The organism is Ferrovibrio sp. GW821-FHT12B10 (assembly GCF_058807515.1).
This window is the reverse complement of record NZ_JBXAQT010000001.1, coordinates 2,863,913-2,878,579: the sequence shown is the minus strand read 5'-3', so window position 1 is coordinate 2,878,579 and position 14,667 is coordinate 2,863,913. Positions and strand designations below refer to the sequence as shown.

Below are 14,667 nucleotides of genomic sequence, written 5' to 3'. Positions count from 1 at the left end.
ACACGCAGCAAAAGGAAACCCCCATGTCGAACAAAACGGCTCTGATCACCGGTGCCACCGGTCAAGACGGCGCCTACCTCTCCGAGCTTCTTCTGGAGAAGGGCTACACGGTGCATGGCGTCAAGCGACGTTCGTCTTCGATCAACACGCGCCGCGTCGATCATCTGTATCGCGATCCGCATGAGGAAGACGTACGCTTCTTCCTGCACTATGGCGACATGACGGATTCGTCCAACCTGATCCGCCTGATCCAGGAAACCCAGCCCGACGAGATTTACAATCTGGCAGCACAGAGCCATGTGCAGGTCAGCTTTGAAGCGCCGGAGTATACCGCCAATACCGATGCCATCGGCACCCTTCGCCTGCTGGAGGCGATCCGCATCCTAAAGCTGGAAGACAAGTCCCGCTTCTACCAGGCTTCAACCTCTGAACTGTTCGGCAAGGTGCAGGAGATCCCGCAGCGCGAGACCACCCCGTTCTATCCGCGCAGCCCCTATGCCGCCGCCAAGCTCTATGCCTACTGGATCACATTGAATTACCGTGAGGCCTATAACATGCATGCCTCGAACGGCATCCTGTTCAACCATGAGAGCCCGATCCGCGGCGAGACCTTCGTCACCCGCAAGATCACCCGCGCCGTGGCCGCCATAGAGGTCGGCCTGCAGAAGCGCCTGTATCTGGGCAACATCGACTCCAAGCGCGACTGGGGCCATGCCCGTGACTATGTGGAAGGCATGTGGCTGATGCTGCAGCAGGACAAGCCCGACGATTACGTCTTGGCCACCGGTGAAGTGCACAGCGTACGCGAATTCGTCGAGCTGGCTTTCCAAAAGATCAACCGCCCGATCGAATGGGATGGCAAGGGCGTCGACGAAAAAGGCTATTGCAGCAAGAGCGGTGATGTCTTGGTCGCCATCGACCCGGAATACTACCGTCCGACCGAGGTCGACTTCCTGCTCGGAAGCCCGGACAAGGCCTGGCGCAATCTTGGCTGGCAGCACAAGACCAGCTTCGAACAGCTGGTCACCGAGATGGTCGAAGCTGATCGCGCGGCTGTGAAGCAGAACCATGACGGAGCCGGAGTGCTGACCTATGCATAAACAGACCACCTATCCCCTGGCCGGCAAGCGCATCTGGGTTGCCGGCCATCGCGGCCTGGTCGGCTCGGCCGTGGTGCGCCGCCTGCAGGATGAAGACTGCGAAATCCTGATGGCGCCGCGCCAGCAACTCGACCTGCGCAACCCGGAGTCAGTGAATATCTGGCTGCGGGAAACCCGACCGCATGCAGTTGTCGTTGCAGCCGCCAAGGTTGGCGGCATCCATGCGAACGACACGCGCCCGGCCGAGTTTCTCTACGACAACCTGATGATCGAGGTCAATATCGTCGAGGCCTCGAAACAATATGGCGTGGAAAAGCTGCTGTTCCTCGGCTCCTCCTGCATCTATCCGCGCATGGCACCGCAACCAATTCCGGAATCCGCCCTGCTGACCGGGCCGCTGGAGCCCACCAACGAGTGGTATGCCATCGCCAAGATCGCCGGTATCAAGCTCTGCCAGGCCTATCGCAAGCAGTATAACTGCGACTTCATTTCTGCCATGCCGACCAACCTCTACGGGCCGGGTGATAACTTCGACGTCATGCAGGGCCATGTCATTCCTGCACTGATGGCGAAGATTCATCGCGCCAAGGAAACCGCCGCCGAGGCCGTCGAGATCTGGGGCACCGGCAAGGCGATGCGCGAGTTCCTCTACGTGGATGACGCTGCCGATGGCATCGTGCATCTGCTGAAACGGTATTCGGGTCATGATTTCGTCAACTTGGGCACCGGGTCAGAGATTTCGATCCGCGATCTGGCCGGCTTGATGTGCAGGGTGATGGGTTATCGAGGTAAGCTCGCCTTCGATACCAGCAAGCCGGACGGCACGCCGCGTAAGGTGATAGACACCGCGCGGCTGCGTGAGCTGGGCTGGCAGGCCAGCACCAGCCTGGAAACCGGCCTCTCCAATACCTACCAATGGTATCTGAATCATCATCTGGCCAATCAACGGGCGATCGCTTGAACAGTCAGCAGGATGATCCCTTCGCGACAGATCATCTGCAGCAGGATCTGACCCGACGCAGCCTGCGTGGGGGGCTAGTCTCCTTTGGCAGCCAGGCCATCCGCTTTACCGCCCAGTTCGGCGGCACCATCCTTCTGGCGCGATTGCTGTCACCGCATGCTTTCGGTCTGGTCGCAATGATTGCGGCCTTGTCGATCCTGCTCGAACTGGTGAAAGAACTCGGACTTTCAGCCGCGACAATCCAGCGCCCGATCATCACTCATCAGCAGGTATCGACCCTTTTCTGGATCAATGCCGGCTTCGGATGCTGTCTTGGGTTCGGCCTGCTGCTCGCGGCGCCAGCAATCGCCGGCTTTTATGGCGAACCGGAACTGACTTCCATCACGCGCTGGCTGGCGCTTGGATTCATTGCCAGCAGTCTTACGATTCAGCACTGGGCACTGCTGCGTCGTCAGATGCGCTTCACCGCCATCGCCGTCATTGAAACCGGCGCGGAATTGACCGCGCTGGCCCTGGCTGTGGTTTGCGCCATCAACGGCGCCGGTTACTGGGCCCTGGTCGTCCAACGCGTCGCCAGCCCTGTGATCACACTGGTAGCCAGCTGGCAGCTCTGCCCCTGGCGCCCCGGCCTGCCGGTGCGTGCGCCCGAGATCGGCGACATGTTGCGTTTCGGCGGCTCGGTTACGGCATACAATGTCCTCGCGGCGGCAGCGCGCAGCCTGGACCAAGTTCTCATCGGCTGGCTATGGGGGCCGGTTATTCTCGGTTTCTACGAGCGCGCTGCAAAATTGGTCCTCGTGCCTCTGAACAACCTCAATGGGCCGATCTATGCCGTTGCCATGCCAACCCTCAGTCGGCTTGAAGGGCAACCTGATCGGTACCGCAATACCTTCCTAACCGTCTTCGAGAAATTCGCCATGGTGACAATGCCACCAGCGGCGTTGGCCGCTGTTACCGCCGATTGGGTGGTTGGCGTGCTGTTCGGTCCACAATGGAGCGCAGCCGCACCTTATGTTGCCTGTTTCGCCGTTGCCGCGATCACACTGCCGGCGATGATGTTCATCGCGTTGCTCTATACCAGCCAGAACCGTTCCGGCGACATGCTACGGGCGGGCCTGGCCGATGCGATAGCCGTCGTGGCGGCCGTCCTCGGCGGCTTACCCTTCGGTGCCACGGGTATCGCCGCAGCTTACGCTCTCGCGGGCCTGTTCCTGCGCCTGCCACTGGCGATCTGGCTTGGCGGCCGACGTGGGCCAGTCAGCAGCCCTGACATGGCCATGGCGATAGCGCCATCTCTGCTTGCTGCCGGCGCTGTCGCTGCCAATATTTCCTTGATGCGGCAAAGCACCTTGATGGCTGCCACCGGTCCTGTGACAGATCTAGCGCTCAGCGCCGTCATCTCTATTCCGGTCGCACTGGCTGTCTACATGGTAATCCCGCGCAGCCGGCGCGCACTCGGCATCCTGCTCCGCCTACCGCAAATGCTGCGGCGGAACTCAATACACCCACCGGTCGCCGGAGGATTTTAGAAAGCCTGGCTAAGAGACGCCGACAAGACCGCCGTCGTCATCGCGCTCGGGGCGGCCGCGCTTGATGCGCATGCGACCCTGGCGATCCACCCACAGACAGTATTCGCCCATTTGCATCAGATTGCGGCTCTGCCACCCGCCTCCAAGTCTCAGGCCGCTACCTTCACCGCCTATTTCCGTGGCCTCGAAGCCGCCTTCACATTTCACTGCACCGCTGCACCCGATCACGGTGGCGGTGCTGCGCGGCTGACCGCGCAGATAAGCCAGACCCGCATCGGCCGCTCTGGCGTCACCACTGCCTGTGCAACCGATCATGACCAGCTTGCTGACAATCATGGCGCGAATCAATCCCGTCTGCCTGAACATCGAATAAGCCGTGCAGCTGACCAACGTACCGAAATTCTGTAACCAGATTCCGGTATCGCCCTGGCTGAAATCCGATACGCCTTCATGATTGTTCTCGAAACCGCAACTGGACAGCAGCGTGCAGCCGTTTTCAGCCACCAGGCCGAACTTCTTGTTCAGCAGAAAATAGCTGCCGTGAAAGCTGACATCGTAGCAGCCGTCCAGCATCGCCGCGCCATGCTCGCCATTCTCGCCGAACACACCGCCGATTACCCGCACGGCTGACAGAATCCCCTTGCCGCCAACCTCATGATGGAAGGCGGCGCCATGGCCTCGATTACCCCGAAAATAACAGTTAATCAGTTGCCCTTCGAAAACATTACCGCTCAGCTGGCAACCGTTCTTGCCGCAACGCTGGATGACCAGATCGCGCAGGCAGAAATTATATAGGAAATTCTTGTTACCAGTGCAGATCAGCCGGATACCGTGACCATCGCGACCGCTGCCATGAATATCCAGGCCATGGATCAGCAGGAAACGGAAAGTCGACTGGCAGTTTACCTCCAGGATGGAATCGCCGTTCTCGATACCTGAGACAATCCGCGCTCCCAGCCCGAAGATACCGGACTGTCGCGTCACGTTAGTGGTCGGAGCAATGCGCAGGGTACGGGTGACGCGATACTGCCCGGGCGGGATCAGCAGGATGCCGCCATCCTTCTGCGCAAAAGCCGCGTCCAATCCGGCCTGCAGGGCGGCGGTATCGTCAGCCATCCCATCGCCCACGGCGCCGTAATCACCTGCCGAAACCAGCTTGCCAAACGGTGCCGGGGCGGCAGCGGGTGCTGCCTGTGCGGGGGGAATTCCCATGCTGGCCGCAAGCGCCAGGCCGCCGCCCAAGGCGAAAAGATCACGACGCGGGACGACAGGTCCCGTCATGGCTGCAACAGCGGCCGCGCCCCACGCAATTCGCGCGCCTGCCGAATTCTGGCTCGCAGCGGTGGCTCTGCGGAGGCATGAGGATTGAAGTTCGGTACTGGGACTCGTTGGTGCAGGATCGAGAGCGCCGCTGCCAGCAGCAAGACGACCCAGGTCTTCGGGCCGACATAGGCGCCCGAGGCCTGGCCGAATACCGCCCAGACAATCCAGCAGAAGAAGATGTTGGGCACACCCAGGCTGCGCAGCCAAAACGACAGGCCGCCTAACAGGACGACACCCCAGACCAGGCCGAGGTATATCCAGTGGAGCCAGAAATAATTGGTCAGCACCTCTGAAATCTTGTTGATGCGCCAGGCGGCCGAGAAATGTGATGATTTGACGAAAACGTTCAGCACCAGGTCAGCGATGTAAGGCTCGCTGGTCAGGCCGGCGCCCGCCCAGGGATAATGTTTGACCACCTCGATAGCCACCAGGGCAGGACCGATGACGCGGTAGAAGAAGCTGGGATCATTGCCACGCGTGATATCACTCAGACGTTCGGCATAGATGGTGGCGGCCGCCACGGAAAATACGATCAGCAGAATGCCGGCAAAGACCAGAATGGCGAGGCGGTAGCCTGAGCCGAACTGGCCAATCGGAGGGGTCGACGGCAGCACGAAAAAATAATACGGCGGCAACAGCAGCAGCGAGAGCAACAGTGTCGGGCCCGGCATCGCAACGATGCCAGCAGCTAGAAGAGCCAACAGAATGAACAGCTTATGGCGATGCTGGGAGATGACAAACCAGGCAAAGGTGAAGAGCGTATAGCCGAAGGTCACGGCCGACGGTTCTGATGTAAATAGTTTGGGGCGAACCTTGCCATAGAGCAGCTCGTCGCGCCGGTCGGAATCATAGATGCCGGAGTCATAGATTTTCTGACGCACAGCGTCGCTGACAACATCCAGACCGGCATAGGTCTCCAGCAGGCAGCCCACCAAAATGAAAAGACTGAAGCCTAGAAACAGGGTGGTGAGCTGCTTCCGACTGGCCTGTAGCAGCGTCAGGAACATGGCGTATCCAATCACGAATGAATAGGTGATCTGGATGATGCCGTTGAATCGCTTGGGCAGGTTAGCCACATTGGTGGCCGACAGGCTGGCAGCAACATACAGCAGGATAATACAAAGAATCGCCGCCAGATGCGTCGGCTGTATTTGGTCGCGCCGGCGCCAGAGCAAGATGATGCCGACGATGCCCGAGGGCGCTGCCGGGAACGGCACCTTGTCGGTCACGGCGATCGATACGCCAAGATAGATGCCGATAAAGAAGATGACGAGCAACAGCATGTCGAGGCCACTCAGCCGCGGCTCCGATATGATGCTGAGGTTCACCGTTTTCATCAGGCCGCCATCGCCGTCAGCAGGGCCTCGCCGCGGCTGGTCCAGTCAAAGCGGTCGCGGCAGACGTCATAGGCCCGCTCCTGCAGGCTGTTGAGGCGGTCGCAATCGTCCATCACCTGCAGGACTCCGCGCGCCAACGCCTCGTAGTCCTCATACAGCAGAATACTGTCATCCTGGCGCAGCGGCACACCCGATACCGACCCGTCCAGTGCAAGGATGGGCATACGGTTGAAGATGTAATCCAGAACCTTCAGCTTGAAGCCACCGCCATGGCGCTCCGCCACCAGGGCAATGCGCGCCTCTTCCATGAAGCTTGGCACCTTGTCGACAGGGCCCGTAAACTCTGTGGCTTGGGCCTTGCGACGCATCTGGCTCAGGAATCCCGCTTCAGCGCTGCCGATCACCTGCAGCTCGGCGCCCTGGGCGGCGAACATCGGATCGGCAATGGCCACGAACTGCTCAAGGTTCATGCGCTTGGCGATCCAGTCGAAACTGCCGACAATAATCGCGCGGCGCGGCGTATCGGCGGTGATGCGCCTGCGAACAGTACGGGCACCGTCATAGCCAGGGGTCAGCACCTCGATATGGCGGCGCGGGTAACGGGCAAGATAGCGCGCGGCATCGTCGGCCGTGATTGCAGTGACAAGGTCCACAGCGTCGACCAGAGCATTCTCCAGACGCGCCGCTTTCATGGCGTCATACTGCAGCACCTTACGCTTGATGATATTTTCCTGTTCCCGTGCCACCTCGCCGCGCAGGCTGGCCTCGTGGTTATGCGATACATAGACCAGCTTCGGCCGCTTGGATTGGGAGGAATAGTGCTTGAGGACTGGCGCAAGCGCCCAGCCAACCGACAGACTGTCGAAGACAATGGCATCCCAACGCTCTTCCCGCAATTTCAGCGACAGCAGATGGCGCAGGTCTGGGGTCCAGCTGCGGTCCGCCATATGCGGCAGCACCGAGATCAGGCTTTGAAGACTCGACCGCGGTTGATGGGCGGCCAACCACCAGTGTACGCCATGGCCGTTCAGCCGTCCGGCCGGGCGCGGCGGCGAATCCGGACGCGTCAGCCCCAGAACATGTATATCGGCCCCGGCAGTGGTCATCGCATCGATGAGACCGCCGGAATAAATATACTGCCCGTTATGACGCGGCTCGGGATCCGCGAGAGTCAGCCAGAGGCATCGCATAGAAGATGAGTCGCCCTTCTCAATAAGCCTTGGTGCCGGTAAATCCGCCAAAAACGGTGCGGATGATGATCTGGACGTCCAGAAGCAAGGACCAGTTCTTGATGTAGTAAATATCGTGTTCCACGCGTTTGCGGATCTGCTCCACCGTCTCGGTTTCACCACGCCAGCCGTTGACCTGGGCCCAGCCGGTGATGCCGGGCTTCACGCGGTGGCGCCAGTCGTAGTTCTGCACCGCGTCCTGGTAGAGCACGCCGCCGGCCTTGCACAGCGTGGCATGCGGGCGCGGCCCCACCACCGACATGTCGCCCAACAACACATTGAAGAACTGCGGCAGTTCGTCGAGGCTGGTGCGCCGGATAAAGGCGCCAACCCGGGTCACGCGTGGATCGTTGCGACGAGTGAGCTGAGTCGCGTTCGGATCGCTTGCCTCGTGATACATGCTGCGGAACTTGAAAACCTCAATCAACTGATTGTTCAGTCCATACCGCTTCTGCCGGAAGATCACCGGGCCTGGTGTCTCCAGCTTGATGGCCACGGCGATGGCTGCCAGCAGAGGGGAGATCAGAACAATGATGGCAGCCGCGAAGATGCGGTCTTCCAGCGTCTTCACCACGCCTTCCCAATCCCGGAACATGCGGCGCTCCACGCACATGAGGGGCACGCCGCAGAACAGGTCGGCCTTGTGGTCATCGGGCAGATTCAGGCCATAGGGGTCAGGGCAGACGCAGACATCCACAGCCACGCAGCGTAGGCGCGCCAACGCTTCTTCCAGGCCATGACCATCGGACATGGGCGTCGCGATCAGCACCATGTCGATCTTCTCCCGACGGATATCCTCGATCAGGTCATCGCCGTTACCGCGGACGATATGGCCACGCCAACCGGCCGCCGATTGGGCCGGGCGATCATCATAGAGGCCAATCACCACGGCATCCTTTTCGCGGCGACCGACGATGCGGCGCAGCAGGGCCTGGCCGGCCGGGCCGGCGCCGAGAATGGCGATGCGGCGACGCAGCCGCCCGGCTTTGCGCCAGTAGTCCATCCGCAGCGCCAGCACGCCCCGCCCTACCAGCGGCAGGAACAGGCCCATGGTGAACCACAGCAGCAGCCAAACCCAGTTATGTTCATCGCCGGTGCCACCGCTGGCAACCAGAGCCAGCGCCATAACCACCGCGCTGGCAGCCCAGGCGCCCAGCACCTGTGTCCAGGCGACCCGGCGCTGGCGCAGCACTTCGATGCGATAGGTACCGGCAAGATGGAGCATATTCAACGCTACCACGGCGCCGAACAACGAAAGCGCAATGTAATAGGAGGCCGTCATGGTGAGATCGGGGACTACGAAGCCAAAGGCCGCGAGGCCGGCAGCCAGAATCGCGACGGCGTCATAGCCTCGCAGCAGACCGCTCACAATCGGCAGCGAGATCGGTGCAGTGGCGGCCCGCTCCAGCGGACGACGGCTGACCCGGATAGTGTGGGCCGCCTGATCGACAATGCGGCTCTGCGGCGCCTGCGGATACGGCACCGCCACAGCGGCGGCCGACGCGGGCTTTCGGGAAGCCGCCTGCTGCTTGCTGGAGATCGAGCCCGACATTAGATCGAAGGACATGCGCTAGCTCCGTATTCGGCTTCACACTGAAGCTGGATCAAAGCGTCCAGCGGTATCTGGTGTGATGATGCACAGAGAGCGAGCCTGGACTTGTGACCAAGCTGGGGTTGTTCGCGCCGCACTGCAGCAACGCGGCTAAGATATTCGCAACGTGCCGAAAACCTGTTCAGCGAATGCCTGCGGTGTGCGCTGTGACACAAATGAGTCAGCCGTGGTAGCATCGTGAAATTTCTGTGGCCCATGTGTGACCATCTCAGCGATTCCACTCGCCAGCCGCGCTGGATCGGTGACATCCACCGCCAAGCCCAACCTGTTTTCGCGCACCAGACGTCCGACAAGGCCGTAATCCTGGGTCAACAGCGGCTTGTGCGCCTGTGCCGCCCAGAGAAGAACGCCGCTGGAGCCGACAAAGCGCTGATACGGGGCCAGCACCACATCGCAGCGCTTCACCATGGCCGCGATTTCCATGCTGTCGAGCCATCGGTTTTCCAGGTGCAGCCACAGGCTGGGCCGGTCCTTTTTCAGGCGGCCCAGGCGCAGGAACAATTCCCGCTGGATATCACCCGACACCTTGCCGGCGATGATGATTGCAACTTTCTCGCAGGTCTTGGGATCGAGCAGGCGCAGGGCATCGACCAGATGCAGGATGCCCTTGCGCTCGGTCAGGACGCCGAACAGCAAGAAGACCATGCGCCCGTCCGGTAAACGCACCGGCAGGCCGTCGTCATTGGCCGCAGGCGCGGCCTGAGCGGGGAAAGCCGGGTCCGGTACCGTGCGTACCTTGTAGCCACCGGCATAATGCTCAGCCGCGTAATCGGGAAAGAACGGGTCCAGTGTCAGCACCACCGAGACCGCAGCATTCCGCAGCATGCCCCGATAGAGCAGATGCTTGCGCCAGTCGCGCAACTTCTCAGCCGGGGTGGCGCGATACGGCGTCGATCCCATGGCGTGATAATGCACGGACGGGCGAAACAGTATACCGCCCAGCTGCGCCCCGCCTCCGCCTAGGCCAAGACCCAGCGGCAAGGACAGGTGATCGAGCGAGAGGAAATATCCGAACTCGGCGCCGGTGCGGCGCAGATAACGCCGCATCACCCACCAGCGTGACAGGCCGCTGAGGGCCAGCCGGCGATGGGTGCAGTATCTGCGCTCCCGTGGCGTGAGTTCAATGAAACGAACGCGGTGGCGCAGATTCGGGGCCAGTCCAGCTGATAGCCGCATCCGTAGGGCCGGTGGCAGCACCAGCCAGATCTTATCCACACTCTGCTGCCGGCTCACGTGATGCAGCAAATGCTGCAGCCATTCTTCAGGATGACCGTCCTGATCTGGCTCCAGGATAAGAAGGTCGCGCTGCCGTCGCTCAGCAACATCGCCTTCCCGGCTCAGGAGCGTGAGCATTTGGTCCAGATCGTCGAGGACAAGCTTGCGGTCGTGATGGCGTTCCACATAATTGCGGCCACGCGCCCCCATCTCATGCCGCAAGCCAGCATCATCCAGCAACCTTTCGACTGCCTCCACAAGAGCGGCGGGATTATCCGGCGGGACGCAGAGGAAGGCCTGGCTCTCGGCCTGCAACGCCCAGAGCGCGCTGCCCGGCAACGCCGTGGTCACGAAGCAGCGGCCGGCGGCCATGATGTTGTAGATTTTCGATGGTACCGCGAAATTCGCACCATCCGGTTTCTGCGGCACCAGATGCACATCGCCGGCACCAAGCGCTTCACTCAGACGGTCGCGCGGCAGCAGATCTTCCAGCCGCACGTTGGTCAGGTCGCGCTCGGCAATCGCTGCAGTCAGCATATTGCGTTCGCCGCCGGCGCCCCGCAGGATGAAGGTGACTTCAGGACGCTCCAGCTTCAGCCGTTCGGCAAGCTCCACGATCTGCTCCAGCCCCTGCTTGCGGCCGAAATTGCCGCTATAGGCCAGCATTGGGCCGCGCCCAGCTGGTCCCGGCTGGGGAATAATCGATTCGCTGTCGACCCAGATTGGCAGCAATTCGGTTTTCGTGGTGACGCCCAGCAGGCGCAGCTCGGTCGCCATCTCCTCCGACAGCACCAGCACCAGATCGACCCGGTTCAACACCATGCGCTCGCAGAACCGCATGAGCGTGACCAGCAGGCCGAAGCGGACAATACCGAGTCCCTGTGCTAAGCCGGACTGGATATCATGCACCAGCGCCACATGACGGCCGCCACGCGTGGTCAGCAGGATTCCGAGCAAAACCGTGAAGATCGAGGGGCACAGGGAAATGACTTCCTCATGCCGCCGCACACGACCGCGCAGCAAGGCCAAGACACCACTGAACAAGAAGGCCAGTTCGGCAATGATGCGCATCAGCGCAGACCGCTTGCGCGGCAGCCAATTGTGAAGCCGCTCAATCTTCACGCCGGCAATAGTCTGCCGCAGCGGCGGATCGTCGTTAAATGCCTGATAATCGTCCGGGTCCGGGTAATGCGGCAAACCGGTGAGAACCGTCATCGGCCGCCCACGCTCGGCCAGCCCTTCGGCCAGATCCGTGCAGAAGGGCCCGGACCCGATGACCTCAGGGGCGTAATGCTGGGTGACGAGTAGGACCGGATCGCGCAGGTCAGCCTGCCGCATCGGTTCAGCTCCACTCGCCAGGCTTCACCAGGACAGGCCGGTCATATTCATAGTTCATGTGACTGTAACCGTATTTCCGATAGCCCTTCGGATCGACGCGGCTCATCACCACGCCAGCGATATCAGCCTGCACCTCGATCAGTTCCTTCAGGCCTTCCATCACGGCATCGCGCGAGGTATCGCCCCAACGCACCACGAAGGCCACCTTGTCGACCATGCGCGACAGGGTCAGAACTTCCGCGCCAACCAGGACCGGGGCCGTATCCAGCAGAATCATATCGTAGCGCGGCGCCAGCGCCTGCAGGATCAGCTTCATGCGATCCGAGGTCAGGTATCGCATCGCCTGCGGCGTGAACACGCCGGCCGGGATGATATCGACGCCCGACAGCGTATCCGTGAAAATGCAGTCATCCACACTGTCCGGCTGGTCGCAGAGCAGTTCGGCCAGGCCATTACGGTTCTGACACTGAAACAGCTTGTGCAGCCGCGGATTGCGCCAGTCGCAGTCGATCAGCAAGATGCGGCGACCATGGCTGGCCAGCATGCGGCCCAGAGATCCGACCATGACCGACTTACCCTCACCCGGCACGGCCGAGCCGAATATGATGGTCTTGGGTGACTGCGCGGCCTCGGAGAGCTCCAGACCAATATGCAGCTTGCGCAGTGCTTCGCTATAGGGCGAAACCGGTTTGCGCAGCACATGGGCAATCGGCGTCATCGAGTTGTTGAGAGTGGGCACCATGGCAAGCACTGGCAGACCGGTCATCGATTCGATTTGGTCGCCACGGCGGAACGTTCGGTCGATGCCTTCACGCAGCAGCGCATAAACCGTGCCGATGATGGCGCCTGCCAGCGCCCCCAGGAAGATCAGCAGCGTCTTCGGCGGGAAGCCCGGACGTGCCGGCGGTGCGGCGGAGGAGATCAAGCGGGCGTTCGGCTTCTGCAGCGTGTCCTGCCCCATGGTTTCCTTGGCGCGCCCCATCATCTGTTCCAGCAGATTACGGTTCACCGTGGCCTCACGCTCCAGGGCATTCAGGCGGATCGATTTCTCATTCACGCCACCGGCCTGGTTTTGCAGCCGGTCGAAATTCTGTTTCAGGGCGTCGTATCGCGCCGTGGTGCTGCGCGCTTCATGGCGCAGGCTTTCAATGGTGCGGCCGACTTCCGCAGCGATCTTGCTGCGAATATCCGCCACTTCGGCCCGGGCGCTGACCACACGGGGATGCTGCGGCCCCAGGCTGCCCTGGATATCCGCCATCCGGCGTTCGGCCTCGGCCTGCTGGCCTTTCAGTTGCTGGATCACCGGCGACTGCAGGACCTGCGGCACGCTCTGGTTATCTATACCAGCCCGGCGCAGGCTCTGCGCCTCACCCAGACGGGCATCGACCTCGGCCTTGGCAGTCTGGGCGATGATCAGCTGCGTATTGAGCTCAGTCATCTGCTGCGCCGTCACACTGGTGCTGGCACCCTGATAGAGATTGTTCTGCCGGCGATAGGTTTCGACGGCCTGATCTGCCTTTTCGACCTGTTCACGCAAAGACGCGATACGGTCGGCCAAGAATTTCTCAACCTCGTTGCTGGCTTCGACCTTGTCGCTCTTCTGGCGCGCCAGATAGGCGCTGGCAAAGCCGTTCGCGACGGACGCCGCCGTATCGGGAGCAATCGAGCGCCCCTCCACATTCAGCACATGCGACCGGCCAAGGGTAGTGACGTCGATCTTTGCTAGCAGGGTATCGATCATCGTGTTCATTTCCTGCTCGGCCTTGGCCTCAGCAGAAAGCTGACCCTTCACATCGCCCTTCTGGCCCGGCATATAGGCCTTGATCCCCTCTGGGAGATAGCGCATCGGATCCAGATAGCTGAACCAGGTCGGCTCCGGACGCAAAGCCGGGTTGAATTCCGGATTCTCGTTCAGGCGCAGATTCTGGATCACCTGCCGTGCCACATCGCGCGATTGCACAATATATGCCTCGTTCTGGATGCGCTCCGCATCGGGGCTCATGTCGGCGACAATCGCTTCGATGTTTAGGGCTCGCATGGCCGGCACACCGACCAGGATGCGGGCATTGGCGATGTAATGCGATGGAATCTGGCGCACCACCATGATGGCAATTGCCGCGAAGATCAGCGTGCTGACCACGATGGTGACGCGGTGCCGCCACAGCCGCCGCAGCATATCCGCGAAATCGGCATTCTGGGTCTGTTGCGGCACGTAGACCGGTGGCGCCGCATAGGTAGCGGGCGCCATCGGGGCTGCGGGCTGCAGACGACTGGGAAGGCGATCAGGTAGGGGCATCAGAAATACCGCTCGCGAACAGTGATGATATCGCCCGGTAAGATGACAGTTTCAGGCGTGGCCGTGATCTTCGCCTTGTTGCCATCCTGGCCGGCGCGCGTGACATAGAACGAATTCTCCCGGGCACGGTAGGTAAACCCGCCCGCGAGTGCTACGGCATTCAGAACCGACATGCCGTTGACGAAAGGATAGCTGCCTGGTGTACGCACCTCGCCCACGATGTAGAAAGGGCGATACGTGAGGACTTCAACGCTGACACTCGGGTTCTTCAGATAATCCGGGGACAGTTTGCCGATCAGTGCCTTTTCAAGCTCCGGGGCAGTCATGCCGCCGGCCTGCAACTGGCCGATCAGCGGGAAGGACATCTGTCCACCGCCATCAATGGCGTACTCGCCTGTCAGTTCCTGCTGGCCGAAAACGGTTACACGGACCCGATCGCCCGAACCCAGGCGATACCCGTCCGTATTGGACGGCAGGGAAGACGTCTGTGCATTGGGCCCGCTTGAATTGGCCGCGATCGACTGCGCGCTCTGTGCGGCGACCTGACCCGTGGTAATGACCGCGCCCAGCCCCAGGGAGAAGGCCAGGGCAATGGCGGTGAATTTATGAGCTACGGCACCAAGGGAATTGCTCATGACCGGCACCTCTGCTGATAGCGAAGAGCACGGCGTAGCAAGGCATAGACCTGCAACAAGCGCCGTGCAGGCCTATGCTTCTATCAACAAAG

Annotated in this window: 10 protein-coding genes; 3 read left to right on the top strand and 7 right to left on the bottom strand. The window is 61.2% G+C overall.

Annotation, left to right across the window (positions count from 1 at the left end):
- The first annotated feature begins 23 nt into the window (after positions 1 to 23).
- From gmd to AC1RRT_RS14460, 3 genes are read left to right on the top strand one after another with little or no spacing between them, the layout of a single operon-like run.
- Entirely contained in the window at positions 24 to 1,100 is a 1,077-nt protein-coding gene (gmd, locus tag AC1RRT_RS14470; RefSeq protein WP_493014513.1) for a GDP-mannose 4,6-dehydratase, read from the top strand.
- Positions 1,093 to 2,061 (top strand): GDP-L-fucose synthase, encoded by a 969-nt coding sequence (gene fcl, locus AC1RRT_RS14465; protein ID WP_493014512.1) that lies wholly within the window; start codon positions 1,093 to 1,095, stop codon positions 2,059 to 2,061. Before gmd ends, fcl begins: the two co-directional genes overlap by 8 nt.
- Positions 2,058 to 3,590, top strand: a complete 1,533-nt coding sequence (locus AC1RRT_RS14460) for a lipopolysaccharide biosynthesis protein (RefSeq protein ID WP_493014511.1) — start codon at positions 2,058 to 2,060, stop codon at positions 3,588 to 3,590. Before fcl ends, AC1RRT_RS14460 begins: the two co-directional genes overlap by 4 nt.
- A 9-nt stretch (positions 3,591 to 3,599) precedes the next feature.
- Here the strand turns inward: AC1RRT_RS14460 and AC1RRT_RS14455 are convergent, their stop codons facing one another.
- The 7 genes from AC1RRT_RS14455 to AC1RRT_RS14425 all read right to left on the bottom strand — a co-directional run bounded on the left by AC1RRT_RS14455 (position 3,600) and on the right by AC1RRT_RS14425 (position 14,575).
- Positions 3,600 to 4,832: a glycosyl hydrolase family 28-related protein gene (locus tag AC1RRT_RS14455; protein WP_493014510.1), complete on the bottom strand. Its 1,233-nt coding sequence runs from the start codon at positions 4,830 to 4,832 to the stop codon at positions 3,600 to 3,602.
- Positions 4,833 to 4,867: 35 nt separating this feature from the next.
- Positions 4,868 to 6,250, bottom strand: a complete 1,383-nt coding sequence (locus tag AC1RRT_RS14450) for a hypothetical protein (RefSeq protein WP_493014509.1) — start codon at positions 6,248 to 6,250, stop codon at positions 4,868 to 4,870.
- Complete coding sequence (locus tag AC1RRT_RS14445; RefSeq protein ID WP_493014508.1) at positions 6,250 to 7,440, bottom strand: glycosyltransferase; 1,191 nt, start codon at positions 7,438 to 7,440, stop codon at positions 6,250 to 6,252. Before AC1RRT_RS14445 ends, AC1RRT_RS14450 begins: the two co-directional genes overlap by 1 nt.
- A gap of 19 nt (positions 7,441 to 7,459) precedes the next feature.
- On the bottom strand, positions 7,460 to 9,046 hold the full coding sequence (locus tag AC1RRT_RS14440) for an undecaprenyl-phosphate glucose phosphotransferase (protein WP_493014507.1): 1,587 nt from the start codon (positions 9,044 to 9,046) through the stop codon (positions 7,460 to 7,462).
- 135 nt (positions 9,047 to 9,181) lie between these two features.
- Positions 9,182 to 11,644: a glycosyltransferase gene (locus AC1RRT_RS14435; protein WP_493014506.1), complete on the bottom strand. Its 2,463-nt coding sequence runs from the start codon at positions 11,642 to 11,644 to the stop codon at positions 9,182 to 9,184.
- A 4-nt stretch (positions 11,645 to 11,648) separates the two neighbouring features.
- Positions 11,649 to 13,892 (bottom strand): GumC family protein, encoded by a 2,244-nt coding sequence (locus tag AC1RRT_RS14430; RefSeq protein ID WP_493014505.1) that lies wholly within the window; start codon positions 13,890 to 13,892, stop codon positions 11,649 to 11,651.
- A gap of 47 nt (positions 13,893 to 13,939) precedes the next feature.
- Positions 13,940 to 14,575 (bottom strand): polysaccharide biosynthesis/export family protein, encoded by a 636-nt coding sequence (locus AC1RRT_RS14425; RefSeq protein ID WP_493014504.1) that lies wholly within the window; start codon positions 14,573 to 14,575, stop codon positions 13,940 to 13,942.
- Between the last annotated feature and the right edge of the window lie 92 nt (positions 14,576 to 14,667).

Bases quoted from the DNA above. Each gene is read 5' to 3' on its own strand.
- fcl (WP_493014512.1), top strand. From the start codon at position 1,093: ATGCATAAACAGACCACCTATCCCCTGGCCGGCAAGCGCATCTGGGTT.
- AC1RRT_RS14430 (WP_493014505.1), bottom strand. From the start codon at position 13,892: ATGGCGCCCGCTACCTATGCGGCGCCACCGGTCTACGTGCCGCAACAG.
- AC1RRT_RS14435 (WP_493014506.1), bottom strand. From the start codon at position 11,644: ATGCGGCAGGCTGACCTGCGCGATCCGGTCCTACTCGTCACCCAGCAT.
- AC1RRT_RS14445 (WP_493014508.1), bottom strand. From the start codon at position 7,440: ATGCGATGCCTCTGGCTGACTCTCGCGGATCCCGAGCCGCGTCATAAC.
- AC1RRT_RS14440 (WP_493014507.1), bottom strand. From the start codon at position 9,046: ATGTCCTTCGATCTAATGTCGGGCTCGATCTCCAGCAAGCAGCAGGCG.
- gmd (WP_493014513.1), top strand. From the start codon at position 24: ATGTCGAACAAAACGGCTCTGATCACCGGTGCCACCGGTCAAGACGGC.
- AC1RRT_RS14425 (WP_493014504.1), bottom strand. From the start codon at position 14,575: ATGAGCAATTCCCTTGGTGCCGTAGCTCATAAATTCACCGCCATTGCC.
- AC1RRT_RS14450 (WP_493014509.1), bottom strand. From the start codon at position 6,250: ATGAAAACGGTGAACCTCAGCATCATATCGGAGCCGCGGCTGAGTGGC.